This is a genomic window from Mucilaginibacter sp. NFR10 (assembly GCF_900100445.1).
Lineage (GTDB): Bacteria > Bacteroidota > Bacteroidia > Sphingobacteriales > Sphingobacteriaceae > Mucilaginibacter > Mucilaginibacter rubeus.
The window spans coordinates 274,254-294,008 of the sequence record NZ_FMTV01000003.1 but is presented as its reverse complement, the minus strand read 5'-3'; the positions used below and the strand labels follow the sequence as shown (position 1 = coordinate 294,008).

Here is a 19,755-nt window from a genome sequence, read left to right as displayed (position 1 = left end):
TTTAATTATACCAGTCTGATAGTAAATTTTGTGCCAACGTTTACTGTACTGTCAACTTTAATGCTTCCGCCTAATGCTTCAATCTGGTTACGGGTTATAAATAAGCCAATGCCTTTTGCATCCGTATTTTGATGAAATGTTTTATACATGCCAAAAATCTTATCGCCATAACGGTCAAGATCAATACCAAGGCCGTTATCTTCAAAAATGAGATAAATATGTTTCCCTTCTGTTAAGGTATAGCATTTTATAACGGGCTGCCTGTCGGGGTGACTGTATTTTAAAGAGTTGGTAAGCAGGTTTTGTAAAATACTTTCCATGTAAGCCGGTATATAACTAATCTCGCGGCATTGCGTAAAGTCACCTTCAACGTGGGCGTTTATGGTCTCAATATTATTTTTTAGTGCCGAGCAAATGTTTTTGAACATCGGCTCCAACTCAACCACTTTCCGCTCTTTGGTAATTTCAGTTTGAATCTTAACTATTTCGTTGATGTGTTCGATAGTCAGGTCCAGGCTGTCGCTGATGGTTTTAATATGCGAAAAGATCTCCTCCCGTTCTTCAGTTGTTTCGGTTTGTTCAAACAGGTTTACCATAAATTGAAGGTTGCCCGTATGCGAACGAAGATTATGTGAAACAATGTACGCGAAGTTTTGCAGGCGGCGGTTTTGGTCGGTCAGTAAATTTATCGACTGTTCAAGTTTCAGCAACTTTCTTTTTTCGCTGTCGATATCCTGGATAACCCCTTTTACTGATGTGCATTTACCCAGGTGATCAATCACAGGTACAGCCTTTACTTTTAGCCATAACATATTGTTTTTGGCCGAACGTAAAAGCAATTCAATATCAAAGGGCCTGCTGTCTTCAACAGTATGGTTAATAGCATTTTGTAAAACAGGCCGGTACGGAGGCTCAAAAAAACTAATAAACTCTTCAACGCTAAGTTTTAAATGATTTTGAAGATCAAATAAGTCATATACTTGTTTTGACAGCACAATGGTATTGATGTTTTGAGGATCAATTTCCCAGATGCCTAAGCGTGCTGTTTTAAAGGCACCATCATTGGTGATTTGGCTATGAGCCGATAATAAGTCATCTTGTTTGTAACGGTTGATGTTTACAAGCGAACCGTAAACTATACTGCCATGCTCGTCGTCCAGTTTCCTGATAGTGGTTTCAAACCACTGGTACCCGTTTTTTTTTGTTAAAAAACGTAATTGGAGCGGTGGTGTGTCTTCCGCTATCCTGTTGTTAATGGCGTTGAAAAAAAACGGTTTATCGCCGTGGTAAAGCAGATGTTCAAAAAAAGTATAAGCATCACATTCAATTTCATTGACTTGATAACCTAACAGCGTATAGAAGCCCGTCGACCATTTTACTTCCCTTGTATTGAAATTGTACTTCCAGATCCCCGTATCCAGATCATTGATCAAAGGGGTAAGATGTACATCATCGCCGGAAAGTTTGCCCTTTTCAAAAAAACTCATATCAACAATCTGTTCACTAATTCAACTTGTTTTTGACACGTGCATATGACTAAAACATGTGCCATGATTTGAAGTTTTTATAATTTATAACCATCAGTTGTATGGCCGTGGCTTCTTATCAATCATTTATTCCACATTTGGCCTGCTTCAAATATAATATTTTTGATACTTTATAATGTATTCTTTTACTGGTATTTACGGCTTGAAGAATATTTGGCCATATCTACTCTTAATTGAAGTGATATTTTACAAAAATATGCTCACACTTCATTTTTGTGTTAAAAAAATGAAGGTATCCTTCATGAAATTGTTTGATGTAATTGAATTGTAAAAAATTGCGGCCACCAGTTTAGTAAATATGGGTGAACTATTATTGGGTTTTATAATGTCCTATTTTACAGGCAATTTGCCGGAAATTTAACTTTGTAGAAAATATTAAATCATTATTTTCTTATTAGTTCATCAAGCGCGTTTTTTGCAATCCATTTGGCCGATTTGCTGGGCTGGTTATATATATTTTGTGCAGTGTTAATGGCTTTAACTTTTAATATATTATTCCGTTTGCCTATTTGACGTAAAGCCCAGTTAATAGCTTTTTTAACAAAGTTCCGGTTATCCCAGGCTTCCCGCTCCATAATGGGAAACAGGTTTGTAAATATTTTGTCGGGCGCCGTTTTATTATGAACTGCATATTCGGCCATTAAAACGAAACCGGCACGTTTTACAAATTCCTGCTCATGACTGCTATATTCAACAGCTTTATCAATGGCAAATGGGGTGCGGTCAAAAAGATTACCGCAAACCTGGTCGCAAATATCCCATGAATAAAAGCCGCCGGTCCAGCTGTCCATTAGTTCGGGGGTAACCTGTTTAGGATCGGCTATCATGGAGGCCAGCATCCGGGCTTCATGTATTTGCGTATTCCAAAGTGCTAAAGCCAGCTCATGATCTTTTTCAATGATCTTAGCCAGTTTGCGGATCTCCGGCAATTTTACCCCTAAAGCCCTCGAATTATCAATACCAAAACGGGCCATGCCTTTTAAGTACGCAGCATCAGCTTTTTCTTTAAGCTGTTCAAGTACAAATAGTACGTCATCCATTTAATTGGTCATGCTTTTCTTTTGGAGGGTGTTGTGAATCGGCACTACCTGCATCAGCGCCGCGCTGCAATAAAAAGGGTGCAGCTCCATAACTAAAGTTCCTGCTTTGATGGCCGGATCTGTTTCAGTAAGTTTTTGGGCTTCGTCTACGGTTTCTACATTAAAAATAAAGATACCACGTAAGGGTTGGTTATCCAGAAACGGACCGGCCACAACTAACTTACCCTCGGCAGCAAGCCGGCCAATGTTTTTAAGGTGCGCCATCTGCAGCTGCATGTTAGCCGCCGAATCTTTGAGTTGTGTTGGCCCTTCTTTTAAAAAGGCCATCACATATTTTTTCATGCCGTAATCATCAGCCCCAAGCTTTTTGGCCAGGACAGCATCGTAAACAGGTTTTGAAGCAGCAGTATTCTGAGCTAAGCAGTTAAAGCTTAATGCAACAGCGGCAATGATGAGTAAAGCTTTCTTCATAAAAGTAATTATTGGTTATATCAAATATAAATAATGCTGGCAAATAAAAAGCCGGGCAACCGCCCGGCTCCAAATCATAATTTCAATATTAAAAATCCGAAATCTAAATTCCGAAATCCGATATCAATCAAAGATTTCCCCTTGCTTCTTGTTCACGTTCAATGGCCTCAAATAGGGCTTTAAAATTACCTGCGCCGAATGATTTGGCACCCTTGCGCTGAATAATTTCAAAGAACAGGGTTGGCCTGTCTTCAACAGGTTTGGTGAAGATCTGCAACAGGTATCCTTCGTCATCGCGATCAACCAAAATACCTAAGCGTTTCAACGGCTCAAGGTCTTCGTCAATATGGCCAACACGGTCAATCAGATCATCATAATAAGTTGAAGGAACAGTTAAGAATTCAACGCCCCGGTTTTGCAGTTCGGTAACAGTAGCTACAATATCATGGGTGGCAAGGGCCAGGTGCTGTACACCTTCGTCCTCGTAAAACTCCAGGTATTCCTCAATCTGCGATTTCTTTTTACCTTCGGCAGGTTCATTGATCGGGAATTTTACATAGCCGTTTCCGTTGCTCATCACCTTGCTCATCAAAGCCGAATATTCGGTCGAGATCATTTTATCATCAAAAGTGAGGATATTTCGGAAACCTAAAACCTCTTCATAAAAGTTAACCCATTCGTTCATTTTATGCCAGCCCACGTTGCCCACGCAGTGGTCAACATACAGCAAACCGGTATCTGCCGGATTGTAGTTATTTTCCAGCTTTTGATATCCCGGTAAAAACAAGCCTTTGTAGTTTTTACGTTCAATGAACATATGCACCGTTTCGCCGTATAATTTAATGCCGCTGGTACGTACTTCGCCGTTTTCATCAGTCAGAGTTTGCGGTTGCTGGTATGGCTGGGCGCCTCGTTTGGTGGTTTGCTCAAAGGCATCATAGGCGTCGTCAACCCAAAGGGCCAGCACTTTTACACCATCGCCATGTTTTTTAACATGATCGGCAATAGGGTGATCAGAGTGCAGGGGAGTGGTAAGCACAATCCTGATTTTGCCTTGTTGTAATACGTATGATGCCCTGTCGCGCACCCCGGTTTCGGGTCCGGCATACGCCAGGTTTTGAAAACCGAAGGCGGTTTTATAGTAATGGGCAGCCTGTTTGGCGTTGCCAACATAAAACTCCACATAATCGGTGCCGTTAAGGGGCAGGAAGTCAGCCCCCTCTAAATCTCCCCCGGTAGGGGAAACTTTTTTATCTAAAGTTTGTGTGTGCATTTTAATTAGTGATTTAGTGAGTTAATGATTAGTGATTTTGGCATTACGGCTAATAGCCCTTCAGCTTTTACCTTTCGCCTTTAACCTCACATCTGCCAGCTTTTATAATAATTTTCATCCTCTATCCTGATGGCATCCTCCGTGAGCATCAGCGGCCTGAACGGGTCGATCATCACAGCCAGTTCGTCCGTTGATTCTTTGCCTATTGATTTTTCGACCGAGCCGGGATGCGGGCCGTGTGGGATACCCCCCGGATGCAGGGTGATTTGCCCTTTTACCACGCTTTTGCGGCTCATGAAATCGCCATCTACATAATATAACACCTCGTCGCTATCTACATTGCTGTGGTTGTAAGGAGCAGGGATAGATAACGGATGGTAATCAAACTTGCGGGGCACAAAGGAGCAGATCACGAAGTTATTACCCTCAAAGGTTTGGTGTACCGGTGGTGGCTGATGTAACCTGCCTGTTATTGGTTCAAAATCATGGATAGATAGCGCCCAGGGATAATGGAATCCATCCCAGCCCACAAAATCAAAAGGATGAGTGCCATATATATAGGGATAAATAAGACCTTGCTTTTTGATCAGGATCTTGAAATCGCCATGTTCATCATAAGTTTTCAGATCGGCCGGTAGTTTGATATCACGCTCACAATAAGGCGAATGTTCCATCAATTGACCATATTGGTTACGGTAGCGCTTTGGCGGCCGGATAGGGCTAAAGCTTTCCACAATAAAAAGCCGGTTAGCCATGCCGTCAAACTCCATCTGGTAAATGGTGCCACGGGGGATCACCAGGTAATCGCCATACTGGAACTTGATATTGCCGAAGCCGGTTTTTAAAGTGCCTGTGCCTTCGTGAATGAAAACTACCTCATCGGCCTGGCTGTTCTTGTAAAAATAGTCGGTCATACTTTTGCGCGGTGCTGCCAGCGAAATATGCAGATCGCTGTTTACCAGTACCGGCTTGCGGCTTTGCAGGTAGTCATCCTCGGGCTGGATATTGAAACCTATCAAACTGGTATGCTTCAGGTGTTTTTCGCGTGCTATTTTAGGTTCCACACTATAAGGCTCGCCAAGGGTTTTTACAATGGTGGGCGGATAGGCGTGGTACACCAGCGAATAAAGGCTTGAAAAACCTTCGGTTGACACCAGCTCTTCGGCATATAAACTACCATCGGGCTTACGGAATTGCGTATGCCGCTTAGGCGGAATTGATCCTAAACTATGATATAGAGGCATGGATTGGTTTAATTGGTTAACTATAAAACGTATAAAATGCTGATTTGTGTTCGGGCTAAAAAGTCCGTAACGCATAACCTGACCATTTAATAAATAATTGGTTAAAAATAATAGAGGAAAGAGGAGGGGAAATTAGTATTGCGCCAGCACGATCTTAGCAAGCATAGCATCTCTGAACGATGACGCATCGCTCATGGAGGTTAACCCCAATGAAAACAGAAAATGCATTTGTACGCGTAACATGATACTAAGTTAGCGGGATTATATTTAGGATGCAAGTTTTGGGTTGAATAGTGAGTGGTTGATTAGGTGACTGGTTAGTTATTTTTTAATCCTTACGCCGCCGCTCGGCTCCAGCCGAGTGGCAACTATAAAACGGCCTCTGGCCGCCGGCATGATGTATACAGGCCAGAGGCCTGGGAATAATTACCACCCGGCTGGAGCCGAGCGGTGGCAGTATATCTTTATATACGCCCGCGAGAGGGACCTCTCAACTTAATCAACCATTCACTATAATTCCCTCAATCAAAATCATTAGCTTTGATTATACCAATTAAGCTACTCTATGAAATTAGTATCCTATAAAACCGAAGACCGTGAACATCTTGGCGTTTTTGTTAATGGCCATATCTACAATTTAAACTCCTGCGATAAGCTGATCCCCGACAATATGAACGAGTTTTTATGGGGAGGCCCCGAACTGATGGAGCATGCTGCACGGGTTAACGAAGATATCCGGTCGGGAAAGATAGAGGCTAAAGAGGAACTGTTTTTTGAGCTGATGGCACCGGTACCCCATCCAACATCATGTCGTGACGGTTATGCATTTCGCCAGCACGTGGCTTCGGCAAGGCGCAACCGTAAGCTGGATATGATACCTGAGTTTGATCAGTATCCTATTTTTTATTTCACCAATCACAACGCCATACAAGGCCCCGGCGAAATTGAATGTATGCCCGATCATTTTCAAAAGCTTGATTTTGAGCTGGAAGTTGCCGTTGTTCTCCATAAAAAAGGCCGTAACATTACAGCTGCCGAAGCCGATAGTTTTATAGCGGGATATATGATCATGAATGATATGAGCGCCCGCACCCTGCAAATGGAAGAAATGCTGCTGAACCTTGGCCCGGCAAAGGGTAAGGATTTTTCGACGGTGATTGGTCCCTGGTTGGTGACGCCCGATGAATTGGAGCAATACAAAGTGCCTGCGAAGCCCGGGCATGCCGGCAACGCCTATAACCTGGAGATGAAATGCGTGGTGAATGGCAAACAGGTATCGGCAGGTAATATGGCCGATATGGACTGGACCTTTGCCGAGATCATTGAGCGTGCTGCCTACGGTTGTGATGTATTACCGGGCGATGTAATTGGTTCAGGAACGGTTGGTACAGGCTGTTTTCTTGAACTGAATGGCACCGGTGTACTTAATAATGCCGATTATGAACCACAATGGCTGCAGCCGGGAGATTTGGTTGAAATGGAGGTTACCGGTTTAGGGATGCTGGGGAATATTATTAAAAAAGCAAATAGTGATTTTTCGATATTGAAGTTGAAGAAGTAAGAAATAATACCAGTAAGCATAAAATGCGTCATTGCTATAACCCACTAGGAAACCCCGGGAAAAAATGGTGATGACCTTTAAAATGTATTATGACGTGCGGGGCCGCGTTAGGGATTGCAGTGAAAAGCCCCACAGCGCGTGCAGGGATTGCGGGTAGGAAAGGCGAGGACTTGTAACGGAAAGCCCGGGCCGCAGGCAACGCCCATGTTATAAAATTGATCGAGAAAATATACTTAATAATCAATGACTTATAATTCCGTCATTATAAGGTACGAAGCAATCCCAAACTATACAGAGGGACTTGTATAGCTTCTCTGCTAATTGGGGATTGCTTCGTACCTCGCAATGACGGTTGAAAGTAAAACGTCCATGCCAAGCATCCACATATCCGATCTTTCTCCTGTTCAACTGCAAAGCTACCTGAACTTTGCGGTAGCTCCGCGACCGATTTGCCTGGCCTCTACAGTTGACAAGGCCGGGAATGTAAACCTGAGCCCTTTTAGTTACTTTAATATTTTCAGCGTTAATCCGCCGATATGTATTTTTTCGCCTTCGCGGCGGGTGAGGGACAATACCACCAAACACACGCTCGAAAATATCAGGGAAGTGCCCGAATGCGTGATCAATATTGTTAATTATGATATGGTACAGCAAACTTCGCTCTCAAGCGTAGAGTATCCGCAGGGTGTTAATGAGTTTATTAAATCGGGTTTAACACCTGTGCCATCCCAATTGGTAAAACCGCCACGCGTGGCGGAGTCATATGTGCAAATGGAATGTGTAGTTAAGGAGGTTGTTGAATTGGGACAAGGCCATGGCGCCGGCAATCTTGTATTCGCCGAAATCAAGATGATGCACATTAATGATGCCGTTTTAGACGCGGATGGCAAAATAAACCAGGCCAAAATGGACCTGGTTGCCCGGCTTGGCGGCGACTGGTATTGCCGGGTTACTAAAGATAACCTGTTTAAAGTAGCCAAACCCAATACCAAAATGGGTATAGGTGTTGATGCACTGCCTTATGCTATCCGCAACTCGAGGATCCTTACAGGTAACAACCTCGGGCAATTGGGTAACCTCGAAGCTATACCCGGCGATGAGGCTATCGAAGCCTTTGCGCTTACCCCGGAGATAAAAGAAGTACTTGATGCCACCATCGGCGACAGCCAGACCCGTGAGCTGCAATTACATTTGAAAGCTAAGCATTTACTTGAAGAAGAGCGGGTTGAAGAAGCTTTGATGGTGTTGCTGATGGAATGATAGCTGAATACGTATTCTTCTGCCAGTGTGAGACGGATCATCAGCTACATCCCTTTAAAGTCTGTTATAGTGTTTCCATCATACCGGTACACTCCACCTATAGCACCAAACCAAATATTTCCTTTATCATCATCTAAAATCCCAAAAACCATTGGCTTATTAGTTATTTCGGTTACTGATGGCTTTTTATCAGACAAGGATTTTTCATCGTAACGGGAAAGCGCCCAGGCCGCTGTATTAGCGCTAAAACCAGAAAGTACCCTGTTGGGGTTATCAGCACTTTCTGAACTTGTCCAAATGTTTCCTTTTTTATCTTCGTAAACGTAACCCGCAAATTTCCGGGTGAAATTGGTAAATGAACTACCATCATAGCGCCACAGTCCATCACTGCCGGCGAGCCAGATATTGCCCTTTTTATCTTCCATTACAGAACGAACATTGGTAAAAGGTTTGCCATTACGGCTTAAAACGTTAAATATTTTGCCGTCGTACACAAAGGTGTTGCCTCTTGTGGCAAACCAAAGCTTGCCCGTTCTGTCTTCAATAATTGAATTAACTTCATAAGGTGCCCTATCCGGAAATGTTTTCCCTGTTGGGTCTTCATTCATCCCATATCCGTTTATGATATAATTCCGAAATGATATTCCATCATACCGACTTGTTCCACCCCAAACGCCGAACCAGATGCTGCCTTTTTTATCTTCATAAATACTTACAACATCATTATTGAGAAGGCCATCCTTTATTGTAAAATTACGAAAGGATTTCCCGTCGTAACGGTAAACACCTGAACCGATAGAGCCGAACCACAAGTTGCCTTTCCTATCTTCTAAAACAGAAAAAAAGCGGGCCGAACTCACTTTACTTGTGATATTGGTAAAGGATTTCCCATCGTACCGAAAAATACCATCAAATGCAGCAATCCAAATGTTGCCTTTTTTATCTTGTATGATATTACGGGTAATACGGTTAGGTCCGGCGAAAGGGATTACGCTTTCGGCATGCTTTTGCTGGGCCTGTGCAGGGGAATAAATTACTCCTGCCAGCAGAATAATCAGGCAGGACAAAACGTTTCTTTTATTTTTCATATCATATCAAAGTTGATCCAGCGAAATTACTTTGATACCTTACTGTCAGAAGAACCAGGATTGTAAATAAAAATGTAAACTTTGTAAATAAAGTCTCCATGTTATGCCTGGTGGCCGAAGTCTCCTCCCCCGGGGAATGCAAATCCTTGTTCGGATTGACATTGAGTGTGTGTTAACGCCAGAAGTGTTCGGAAGAAATAGAAAAAGCGAGGGATTGTGCGATTCCCTCCCCTGGGAGGGTGTAGGGAGGGGTTTTAACGAGATACCTGATTGTTGCAAGGCGTATAAACCCCTCCCTGCCACCACAAAATCCAGCCGCACCCCTCCCAAGGGAGGGAATTAAAATCTTTCGAATACTTCTGGTGATAACACCGATCACAAGCTAAATATTTGAGCCCCATCCGCGTAATCAAAAAATCAACGGTTAATAAGCGTATTCCTTCCCCTTAAGATGATAATCAACTGGTAGCTGTCGTTTTTCAAATAATTCGTAAGCCGGTTTGAGGCTGCGCCAAAAGGCATCCTGTCTGTAAGCCGCATAGCGCTTTAAGTTTGCGTCATCCATCCGGAAAGGGAAAATATCAACACGGACTTGCTTTTGGCCGGCTACAAATGCCTCGTAAACCAGGGTATAAATTTCTTCTATCCGTGCATCGGTCATGGCATAGCAACCTATAGAAGCACAATGCCCATGTACCATGATGGCACTGCCGGTATAACCTTTGGCTTTTTCCACAGCATTAGGATAGCCTACATTAATAGCCAGGTAATAGTTGCTTACCGGGTTTAGTTGTTTGGGCTCTATGGTATATAAGCCTTCCGGGCTTTTACCGTCGCCGCTGCGGGTTTTGGTACCTAACCCGCCTGAATATGTGCATACGTCATAAGTTTTAAAGAGCTGGTATTTATTAGCCGATTTTACCCATACTTCAAGTACGCTGATGTCTTTAATGATACGGAGGTACACTGAGCCATAGGGGGCAAAGCCTTTGTCTTTAAGCTCTTTCTGAAGCTTAGGCCATACTTTAAGACGCACATCGTTAGCTCTTTTGCTGTCGGGGATTTCGGTTTTGTGAAGTGCTGCCAATATAATTAATAGCAGCAATGTAATTGGTTTAGGCATTGGTCAGGTTTTTAACTATAATTATAGTTAACGGAGTTGTTGGAAGGAAATTATGCGGGAGGGGAGATTTTTTTATTGGCTAAAAATGCAGGTTATAATCTCCATGTCATTGCGAGCGCAGCGCGGCAATCGCACGGATGCATAGCCGCTCTGTATAGCATGCGATTGCTTCGTCGTCCCTCCTCGCAATGACATTTTTTTGTTGTAAGCAGTTGGTTCTATATCCCCAGCACCTGTTTCAACTTCACATACCCTGTTTTACTTACCGGGATTTTAGCGCCTGATTTCAGGATGGCCAGGTGCGCGTCTTTTTCGTATGGGTCGATACGGGTGATTTGTTGTATAGCTACGATGTAGGAACGATGAACTCGAACAAAATGATTAGGATCAAGGGTTTGCTCAAAAAAGCTCATGGTTTTGTTTTTGAGGTACGAGCCTTCTTTGGTGATCACACTTACATAATCATCATCGGCCTGTAAATACTCAACATCGGCAACGGGGATGATCTTTACCTTGGTGCCGGTTTTAACCACAATACGCTCATGCTGGGCGGGCGACTGGGTAGCGGCGGTCTCCAGCAACTCTTCCGTTTGCTTAACGGCAGGTTTTGGCGCGGCTGAGGCCAGGAACTTTTCAACCGCTTTATTAAACCGTTCTTTACTGAATGGTTTTAATAAATAGTCAACCGCGTGGGCTTCAAAAGCTTTGATGGCGTATTCGTCAAATGCGGTGGCAAATATTACGGCAGGAGGTTGTTCAACCAGTTCAAGCATTTCGAAGCCGGTAATTTTAGGCATCTGGATATCTAAAAAAACCAGGTCGGGCTGGTGCTGCTGAATGGCTTTGAGGCCTTCAAAGCCGTCGTTGCATTCCTGTATCAGTTCAATGTCTTTAAAATCAAGCAGGTATTCCCTTACAACCATGCGGGCTAAAGGTTCATCATCAATAATTAAAGCTCGCTTCATAGTTGCGGTATTTTTATAATGGTTGTGTACAGATCATCGCTCGCATGGGTTTCCATTAAATCATTGCGGGCATACAGCAAATATAATCGCCGTTGCACTCCCCGCAAACCAAAACCTGTACCTTTTTTTGGTTTCGATGTTTGTGGGTCATATGGGTTCTGTACCATTAAGTTCAGGTAGCCATCCTCAATTTCACCGCGAATGCTCACTGTAACTTCGCCTATGGTGTCGTACAGGCCAAATTTAATGGCATTTTCAACCAAAGGCTGTAACAGCATAGATGGCAATATGGCACTTCCGCATTTGGGGTCGCAGCTTATTTCGGTTTGTAAACGGTGGCCAAAGCGTACTTTTTCTATATCGAGGTATAAATTAAGATGTGCCAATTCCTCGGTAAGGCTAACCTGTAACTGATCGTCCTTTTTAAGCGTTCCGCGTAAAAAATCGGATAACTGGTGGATCATCCTGCGGGCTTCATCAGGCTTAAAGCCAATAAGCGCGTTTATAGAGTTAAGACTGTTGAACAGGAAGTGGGGTTGTAATTGCTGACGCAGGTTATAAAGCTCGGCCTCGCGGGCCAACTGCTCGGCTTCGGTTTTGCGTTTCAGGGTTTCTTTCTGGTCGAGCTGTGAAAACCACAGTAAGCTGATCATAGCCATCCAGCCGATAGCTAAAAAGTCGGTAAAAAAGCGGATGGTTAACGACTGGGCCAGGAAACCGGTGTAAATTGTGTCGCTGTTAATGAGCGGTAACAGGTAACGGCAGCCGGCGGTGCAGATCCCTGCCAGCGCAACGCACCAGATAAACAGGTTAATATAGCTGCCCTTACCCGGCTGATAGTAGCGTAAGTTATTGTTGATAAGCCAGCAGGCACATGAAAGCAACACGGCGCTCAACAGGCCATCTGTTGCGGCGGTGAACCATAAAAAACCAAAACTATGAATGATGTAAGTTTGTAATGCAGCCCAGGCCACACCGCATATTACAAATGCCGCATATAGTTTTGATGTTTGTATTGATGGAACTTCCAAAACGGTTACTTTCTGTGGTTTTAAGGTTTAATTTCTGATGCCCAATAAGGCCGACTTATGATGTGCCCAGGCAATGTACAGGTCGGCATCGGGTGTTTCGTGTATGTTGTAATACAATTCGGCGCCGTCGGTAAGTTCGCCAAGTTGGTTAAGCTCGGCTACATCAATAAATTGCCATTTAACGGTTTGCTTTTCAATATTCTTAAAGCTATCCTGGTTGGCGTGACCTATGCGGTTGGCTTTTTCATAAGCCACCAGTTCATTATCTGCGCTGATTAACCTTAATTGCTCATCAAACTGCGCCTGATGGTCGCCATCCCCGCTTATCACCCTGAAAACTAATTTTGCTACGTACCAGTTCATGTTTTTATGCTTTTCGTAATTAGCTGCCTTGATTAATTAATAACTGCGGATATCTACACCCGCAAATATGGATACGCCTTTAAGTACCAGCACCTTCTCGCTGCCTACACTTGCGGTGCTCCTGATGCGCTTATCATCAACACTGGCAAAAACTGCTGCCAGGTCAGATACTACCTGCCAGTTTGATGGCACAATAATTTTGGTGCCGCCGAAGATCTGGGTAATGTCAATGATAATACGGCCGTTAATATCTGCCTGGGTAAAATCAAGCTCGGCACCGCCAAATATGTTTACGATATCGCCACCGCGGAACTGTTTGGAAAGGATGGTTTTGTTAACCCCGCCAAAAATGGATACGGTATCGATATAATCGTCGCCGGAGTATTTGGTGTTGTATTGCTGTTGTTTTTGAGCGTAGGGATCAACCGGGGGGATCTCGCTGCCTTCTTCTTTTACGGTGTAGTCAACAGTTTCGGCTTTTTCAAATTGGAAGGGCTCTTTTTTATCCCAGTTGGTCCATTTTTCTCCTTTGAAATCGTTTTTCCACTGCTGCGGATCAAAATGTTTGTTGCGTCTTAATATCAGCCACATACCAAATCCAATTACAGCTAAGGGGCCTACTATCCGATCGGAGTTGTTAATGTTTTGGGTGATCAGGAATACAGTACCTAAAGCTACCAGCAATACCCACGATGCCTTTTTGTAATTATGCTTGGCGCCTATGTATATCCCCCAGAAAATAAGCCATAAGGGCCACAGGGAAAGATGAGCGGGTATGAAAAAAATTCGGAATTGCTGAAGCAGCAATATGCCGCCTACAGCAAGTAAAATGATCCCGGCAACAGATTTGCCTTTGTTGGGATCTTTTGGATGTTCTATATCGTTGTTCATTGTATTATCTGCAAATTAAAATCATATCCAAAACTAAGGTAACATTATAGTTGAGCCAAACAAAAATTGGCGATGTATTTAAAGAAATCGGTGAGTGGGGATGTTTTGGCGGTGAAAAAGTTGCGGTTGATTATTTATCATCCGGCAAAAATAAAAATTTGTATGTTGCGACAGTTTTTTATCAGTAAATAACCATACTAAACTTTATCATATTAAAAAATGAAACAGGAATACACTATATCGCTATACTGGCGAATTTTTTATGGAGCAATGGGGACATCAGCAATTGTTTTTTCATTATTCCTGCTAACTAAACCGACTAATGGACTTATTATATTCCCCGTTGTATTTGGAACGGGAGGTGTGGTAACATTAATAAACCAATTTAAAAGTAAGCTTATAATATCTGATTACAGTATTGTAAGAACGACCGTATTTGGTACCAAAGAGCTTTTGCGTGCTGATATTAAAGGTTTCAGGATTAACAATAAGGTAATTGTTATTGAGCCTGTAGAAGCAGGCTATTCCAAAATAAAAATTCGCGACTATTCAAGCATCGGGAATCTTAATAACCTAACCTCTTGGTTGCGCACTAATCTTAAGGATTTAAATAAAGAAGATTACGAAAAGGAGAAAAATGATATAATAAATAATGCTAATTTGGGATATAGCGAAGGGGAGAGGACAGACAAGTTTAAAGCAATAACACGGTTATCGGGGATATACAACTTTGTTGGGTTTGTACTTTTTGTATTGTTCTTGTTTTTTCTGAGGGATACCAGCGCGGCTGATGCAATATTATTGGTTTTTCCTTTAATTGGTATTTCGATTATTTATTTCAGTAAGGGGCTTGTAACATTAATTTCTAAAAGAAACAGCGCTTATAACAATGTAATGCCGGGCTTATATCTCGGAGTATTATTATTGGTTTTAAAATCTCTGAATTATTATCACATAACTAACTATGATAAATTAACTGTTCCAAGTCTGATTTTAGGTTCAGTTATTCTCGGAGTATTAGCAGTGAAAGGATTTAATAACACATATAGTTCACGTATCGGGCAATTTTTACTAATGATTATATTTTCAGCAGCTTATGCTATAGGGGTAATAGCCAATGTTAATTGTTCTTTTGATAAGTCAAGTGCTCAAATCTATTCTACAACTGTAACCGATAAATTTATCTCCTATAAGCATGCAACTAATTATCATATCCGGATAGATAGTTGGGGGGATCATCACGAAGCGGAATATATTATAGTTCCCAAATCTTTTTATTACCATACAAGTGTTGGCTCAACGGTGCGTGTAATGGAGAAAAAGGGACTTTTTAAAATGCCATGGTTTTATGTCGACTTATAATATTTTTAAATCGATGGGAGGACAAACAAAAAGCCGGAGCTTTTTAAAAATGCCCCGGCTTTGATATATGATGGATGATTGAGTTTAAGCTTCGGTTTTGGGTTGTTCAAAGTCGAAGTGTTGTTTAGCTTTTTCGTTCTTTTCCCAGAAGTCCCGGTCGGTTTGTTTGGCCGGTTTGATGGCTATCCAGGTACCAAGCAGCATCAATGCAATTGGCCAGGTTATGCGGTCGGCGTTATAAACGTTATCATTTACCAGGAATATGATGCCTAACAGTATCATAAAGATCCATGATGGTTTTTTAAAGTCATGTTTGGCACCCATGTAAGCGCCCCAGGCTATGAACCACATTGGCCAGCTAAAAAGCCAGTCGGGAATAAGGAAGGCATTGAGCTGATCTATCAGAAATAAACCACCGGCGGCCAGTAAAATTATTCCTAACATGATTTTGCCATTTCTTTTGTTTTCGGTGTTTATTATATCGTTGTTCATCGCTTTAAGTTTTAATGTTACCCAAAACTACAGCAACATGGCAGGCGGGTCAATCAATTATTGGCGATGTAAGGGGAGATGTCGGTAAAGTAGGGGATAAAGGCGGTGAAAAAGAAGCGGAGCGGCAAGAGCCAGGAAGTCAAGAGTCAAGAAGCAAGATATAGAAAGCGGCAAGAGGTCAAGATGGAAGAAACAAGATAAAAAGGAAAAGCTTCATTTAAAAAAGCGAATTGTCATTTCGACGAATGAGTAGGGTAAAGTGTGTGTGGAGAAGCAGAAATCTTATACGCCCTGCTTTAAGCCAATGCATCGCTGCTTTACAAGGCGTAGAAGATTTCTCTTTCGCCCCGATGCTCAATACCACTGTCGCTCTGTCGAAATGACAACAAACAAAAAAGCCTCCCTTCAGGGGAGGGTTGGGTGGGCCTGTTATTCCGGTTCCTGCTGGCTGAGGCAGTGGAAACTGCCGAGGCCCCAGATAATGTCGGTACTGTCAATGCCTACAACCTTGCGGTCGGAAAAGCATTTGGTTAATATATCAAGCGCTTTATCATCGTTCTTTGAACGGTAAGTAGGCACAATCACGGCCGAGTTAGCTATATAAAAATTAGCGTAAGAGGCCGGTAAGCGGGTGTCTTCATAAATTACCGCGTCGGGCATTGGCAGCTCAATAATGTTAAGTTGTTTGCCGTTAAGCAGGCGCATGGTTTTCAGCGTTTCGAGGTTTTCCTGTAGCAGGTGATAGTTTTCATCGTTCTTATCTTCCTCCACAACGGTAACTACGGTATCCTCGTTTACAAAGCGGGTGATATCGTCGATATGTCCGTCGGTATCATCACCTACAATGCCATCACCCAGCCAAAGGATCTGTTCTGCGCCATAATAATTTTGCAGGTAGCTTTCAATCTGTTGCTGGTTAAGCTGCGGGTTCCGATTTTTGTTAAGCAGGCAGGCAGTGGTAGTTAAAATTGTGCCTTTACCGTTAAAGTCGACCGAGCCGCCTTCCATTACTATGCCGGGATTAAATATCGGCAAACCAAAGTGGTTACCTATTTTGGTAGGGATTACGTCATCCAAATCAAATGGGGGGTATTTGCCGCCCCATGCGTTATAACCCCAGTCTACGATAGCTTTTTGACTTGTAGTCGGGTTGATCAAAAACGCCGGACCGTGGTCGCGGCACCAGGCATCATTGGTCGGGAATTCAAAGATCTCTATTTTGTTAAGATCAACACCTGCGTTTTGCAACTGGAAAATCACCGAGGCCTTCATATCAGCATCAGTCACGTTAATGCGTACCAGTTCGCCTTCGGTAACAATCTTTATAAACTCAATGTAAGGCGCGTAAATGGTATCGATCTTGCCAGGCCATGATGCCTCTTTGTGAGGCCAGCTTAGCCAGGTAGCCGTATGTTTAGCCCATTCAGCAGGGAAAGAAAAGCCCTGCGAAGCGGGTGTGTTTTTGTCCATGGTCGATGGTCCATGGTCCATGGTAAATGGTTTCATAATGTGTTTTTTAAAGACGTTATCATTTTACATAATGATTGATAGTCATTATATAACATGGTAAAATCATCTTCATTAATAATTTTCCTTTTTTTGGCAATAAACAAACAAGCTACAACTTCGATGGCAGATCTTAATGAATAACCTAAAAAGGTTTTGAATACCGCGTTTGTTTGTCCGGTACAACCTTCAGCAATATTTAATACAACAGAGTCCGCAGCTCTTTTTATTTGCGATGTTAAAATAAATAACTCCTCTTTAGGAAAACTGCTTTTTGTCAAAGTATTGACTTCGTCAGTCAACTCCAATGCCTTTTGCCAAACCTGAAGATTTTCGAATTTAAAAGCCATACTTTTTACTATGGTCTATGGACTATCGACCATGGACTAATCCTCATCTAAAAGTCTCTTTGTCATCGGCTGATAAGAATCGATACGACGATCCCTCAAAAACGGCCAATGGCTGCGGTAGTAATCAGATTTATCGAGATCAAGCTCCTGTACTATAACTTCTTCCTGATCGTGTGATGTTTGATGGATAATTGCACCAAATGGATTAGCAAAGAATGAACCGCCCCAGAATTTTACACCGGCTTCTTCGCCAACACGGTTAACGCTTACTACGTGTATGCCGTTAGCTACAGCGTGCGAACGTTGAATAGTTTGCCATGCGTTGTATTGCTCAACGTTGGTTGCTTCATCCTGCGTGGTAGCCCAGCCGATAGCGGTTGGGTAAAATAATATATCGGCACCCATTAGGGCAGTGATGCGTGCAGCTTCAGGATACCATTGGTCCCAGCAGATCAGTACACCTACACGGGCAAATTTGGTGTTAAATACTTTGTAACCTAAATCGCCGGGAGTGAAGTAAAATTTTTCGTAAAAGCCCGGGTCATCAGGGATATGCATTTTGCGGTATTTGCCTAAATAGCTTCCGTCGGCATCAAGCACAGCGGTGGTGTTATGGTAAACACCCTGAGCACGTTTTTCAAACAATGAAGCAATGATCACCACATTAAGCTCGGCAGCAACTTTTGAAAGCTCATCGGTTGATGGGCCGGGAATAGCTTCGGCCAGCTTAAAATTATTGTAATCTTCTTCATCGCAAAAATAAAGTGAGGTAAAAAGTTCCTGTAAACAAACTATTTGCGCGCCTTTAGCAGCCGCTTCCCTTACTTTAACAATTGCTTTTTGCAGGTTCTGCTCTTTATCAGCAGTACAGCTCATTTGTACTAAACCAACTTTTACTTTACTCATCTCCAAAAAATTTGCGCAAAAATAACACTTTGTTATTAGGATTTTACTGATTTGATATTATGATTACACAGAGTTGAATATTTGATTACAATAGCCATCGTTTAATTGTAGAAGCGATGAATTAATGGGGCGGAAAATTGTGCTGTAATAATTACCTGATTTACTGGTTTTAATGTTTGTGAAAACAAAATGAAGAAAAATTGTTAATTGACTATCCCGTACATCCAAATAAAAAAATAACATAGCTTTGCAGCCGAATGACACAAACAGAAGACATCATTGACGAAGGTGCCGAACACAAAACCTGGAAAGGTAAGCTTTGGGGCGTTGTAAAAGTAATCCTTATTATTGTAGTAACCGGCGGCTTGCTTTACTATGTATTCAGTAAGGTTCCGTTTGCGAAAATTAAATATCGTTTAGTCCATGCCGACCGCGCCTGGCTAACCGCCGCTATAGCCTGTTATATCGGGTCGATGTTTTTTTCATCATGGCGGTTATTAAGCTATTTCAAATCCATTGGTTTACGGTTAGACTGGCGCTTCAACCTCCGCCTGTATTTTCTTGGCTTGTGCTATAACGTGCTATTGCCCGGCGGTATCGGTGGCGATGGTTACAAAATTTACCTGTTGCACAAACGCTATCATTTACCTACAAAAAAAGTGTTCTGGGCCATCCTGTTTGACAGGCTTAGCGGTTTTTGGGCGATAGGCGCCATTGTAGTGGGGCTGGTTGTTTTAATACCGAGTTTTCCCTATCACCTGGCCTGGCCGCTTGGTATAGTATCGGTTGGTTCTGTGATCTATTACGCCGTAGCCCGTAAATTTTTTAAAGAATACACCCACAACTTTATACAGGCACATTTAAAAGCCATAGGTGTACAAAGCATGCAATTGCTTACCATTATTTGTTTACTGCTTGCGCAGGATTTCAACGGTAAGTTTGCTCCGTATCTGCTATCGTTTCTTTTCTCGTCGTTAGCGGCAATTATTCCATTTAGTTTGGGCGGCGGCGGTATCCGCGACGCGCTGTTCCTTACACTGGCCCGGCAGTTTAACCTGGCCGAAGATATGGCTGTGTACCTGAGCTTTGGATTTTATCTCATCTCAATTATTGTAGCTTTATTAGGTGTATATTATGTGCTTATTCCTAAACGACTTGAGGCTGGCCTTAAAAAAGGCGAAGAACCAAAATTGGAAAATCATCCAATAGAAGAATAATATTTTGCTGTTATTTTAATTTCAGAATAATAAACTGAAACTTGTTTTCATGGCAACCATCTGCT

The 19,755-nt window shown here is 42.5% G+C and carries 20 protein-coding genes; 5 read left to right on the top strand and 15 right to left on the bottom strand.

The genetic code is table 11. The features are described 5' to 3' along the window. Positions 1–5: 5 nt before the first annotated feature. The 5 genes from BLP33_RS12315 to BLP33_RS12295 all read right to left on the bottom strand — a co-directional run bounded on the left by BLP33_RS12315 (position 6) and on the right by BLP33_RS12295 (position 5,575). On the bottom strand, positions 6–1,487 hold the full coding sequence (locus BLP33_RS12315; RefSeq protein WP_090528478.1) for a PAS domain-containing sensor histidine kinase: 1,482 nt from the start codon (positions 1,485–1,487) through the stop codon (positions 6–8). A 443-nt stretch (positions 1,488–1,930) separates the two neighbouring features. Continuing rightward, complete coding sequence (locus BLP33_RS12310; protein WP_090528475.1) at positions 1,931–2,587, bottom strand: DNA alkylation repair protein; 657 nt, start codon at positions 2,585–2,587, stop codon at positions 1,931–1,933. Further along, entirely contained in the window at positions 2,588–3,058 is a 471-nt protein-coding gene (locus tag BLP33_RS12305) for a YciI family protein (protein ID WP_090528472.1), read from the bottom strand. 127 nt (positions 3,059–3,185) lie between these two features. Then, the gene (gene hppD, locus BLP33_RS12300; protein ID WP_090528469.1) at positions 3,186–4,331 is read right to left on the bottom strand and encodes a 4-hydroxyphenylpyruvate dioxygenase; all 1,146 of its coding nucleotides are present in this window, start codon (positions 4,329–4,331) and stop codon (positions 3,186–3,188) included. 86 nt (positions 4,332–4,417) lie between these two features. Then, positions 4,418–5,575 (bottom strand): homogentisate 1,2-dioxygenase, encoded by a 1,158-nt coding sequence (locus BLP33_RS12295; protein WP_090529640.1) that lies wholly within the window; start codon positions 5,573–5,575, stop codon positions 4,418–4,420. A 565-nt stretch (positions 5,576–6,140) separates the two neighbouring features. On the opposite strand from BLP33_RS12295, the gene BLP33_RS12290 reads away from it, so the two are divergent. Together BLP33_RS12290 and BLP33_RS12285 are read left to right on the top strand one after the other, a co-directional pair. Further along, on the top strand, positions 6,141–7,136 hold the full coding sequence (locus BLP33_RS12290; RefSeq protein WP_090528465.1) for a fumarylacetoacetate hydrolase family protein: 996 nt from the start codon (positions 6,141–6,143) through the stop codon (positions 7,134–7,136). 369 nt (positions 7,137–7,505) lie between these two features. After that, complete coding sequence (locus BLP33_RS12285) at positions 7,506–8,396, top strand: flavin reductase family protein (RefSeq protein ID WP_090529637.1); 891 nt, start codon at positions 7,506–7,508, stop codon at positions 8,394–8,396. A gap of 44 nt (positions 8,397–8,440) precedes the next feature. Here BLP33_RS12285 and BLP33_RS12280 read toward each other — a convergent pair whose 3' ends face one another. From BLP33_RS12280 to BLP33_RS12250, 6 genes are all read right to left on the bottom strand, one after another. Beyond that, entirely contained in the window at positions 8,441–9,484 is a 1,044-nt protein-coding gene (locus BLP33_RS12280; RefSeq protein ID WP_090528462.1) for a ligand-binding sensor domain-containing protein, read from the bottom strand. Between the two features lie 424 nt (positions 9,485–9,908). Next, positions 9,909–10,607, bottom strand: coding sequence for a L,D-transpeptidase family protein (locus BLP33_RS12270; RefSeq protein WP_090528456.1), 699 nt, complete (start codon positions 10,605–10,607; stop codon positions 9,909–9,911). A 218-nt stretch (positions 10,608–10,825) separates the two neighbouring features. Beyond that, positions 10,826–11,572, bottom strand: coding sequence for a LytR/AlgR family response regulator transcription factor (locus tag BLP33_RS12265; RefSeq protein WP_090528453.1), 747 nt, complete (start codon positions 11,570–11,572; stop codon positions 10,826–10,828). Beyond that, positions 11,569–12,603, bottom strand: coding sequence for a sensor histidine kinase (locus BLP33_RS12260; protein WP_254780116.1), 1,035 nt, complete (start codon positions 12,601–12,603; stop codon positions 11,569–11,571). Before BLP33_RS12260 ends, BLP33_RS12265 begins: the two co-directional genes overlap by 4 nt. A gap of 27 nt (positions 12,604–12,630) precedes the next feature. Continuing rightward, positions 12,631–12,966, bottom strand: a complete 336-nt coding sequence (locus BLP33_RS12255; RefSeq protein WP_090528450.1) for a DUF4288 domain-containing protein — start codon at positions 12,964–12,966, stop codon at positions 12,631–12,633. 36 nt (positions 12,967–13,002) lie between these two features. Beyond that, positions 13,003–13,857, bottom strand: a complete 855-nt coding sequence (locus BLP33_RS12250) for a LiaF transmembrane domain-containing protein (protein WP_090528447.1) — start codon at positions 13,855–13,857, stop codon at positions 13,003–13,005. Positions 13,858–13,907: 50 nt separating this feature from the next. On the opposite strand from BLP33_RS12250, the gene BLP33_RS27450 reads away from it, so the two are divergent. After that, positions 13,908–14,045: a hypothetical protein gene (locus tag BLP33_RS27450; protein ID WP_175490003.1), complete on the top strand. Its 138-nt coding sequence runs from the start codon at positions 13,908–13,910 to the stop codon at positions 14,043–14,045. A 31-nt stretch (positions 14,046–14,076) separates the two neighbouring features. After that, complete coding sequence (locus BLP33_RS12245; RefSeq protein WP_090528444.1) at positions 14,077–15,219, top strand: hypothetical protein; 1,143 nt, start codon at positions 14,077–14,079, stop codon at positions 15,217–15,219. An 84-nt stretch (positions 15,220–15,303) separates the two neighbouring features. Here the strand turns inward: BLP33_RS12245 and BLP33_RS12240 are convergent, their stop codons facing one another. The 4 genes from BLP33_RS12240 to BLP33_RS12225 all read right to left on the bottom strand — a co-directional run bounded on the left by BLP33_RS12240 (position 15,304) and on the right by BLP33_RS12225 (position 18,473). Next, entirely contained in the window at positions 15,304–15,711 is a 408-nt protein-coding gene (locus BLP33_RS12240) for a LiaF transmembrane domain-containing protein (protein ID WP_090528441.1), read from the bottom strand. Between the two features lie 429 nt (positions 15,712–16,140). Then, the gene (locus BLP33_RS12235) at positions 16,141–17,202 is read right to left on the bottom strand and encodes an agmatine deiminase family protein (RefSeq protein ID WP_090529632.1); all 1,062 of its coding nucleotides are present in this window, start codon (positions 17,200–17,202) and stop codon (positions 16,141–16,143) included. 11 nt (positions 17,203–17,213) lie between these two features. Beyond that, a complete protein-coding gene (locus BLP33_RS12230) occupies positions 17,214–17,567 on the bottom strand; it encodes a four helix bundle protein (protein ID WP_090528438.1) in 354 nt (117 codons plus the stop codon). Positions 17,568–17,603: 36 nt separating this feature from the next. Beyond that, positions 17,604–18,473, bottom strand: a complete 870-nt coding sequence (locus BLP33_RS12225; protein WP_090528435.1) for a carbon-nitrogen hydrolase — start codon at positions 18,471–18,473, stop codon at positions 17,604–17,606. 257 nt (positions 18,474–18,730) lie between these two features. Between BLP33_RS12225 and BLP33_RS12220 the strand changes: the two genes are divergently transcribed. Then, positions 18,731–19,690, top strand: coding sequence for a lysylphosphatidylglycerol synthase transmembrane domain-containing protein (locus BLP33_RS12220; protein WP_090528431.1), 960 nt, complete (start codon positions 18,731–18,733; stop codon positions 19,688–19,690). Positions 19,691–19,755 lie beyond the last annotated feature (65 nt).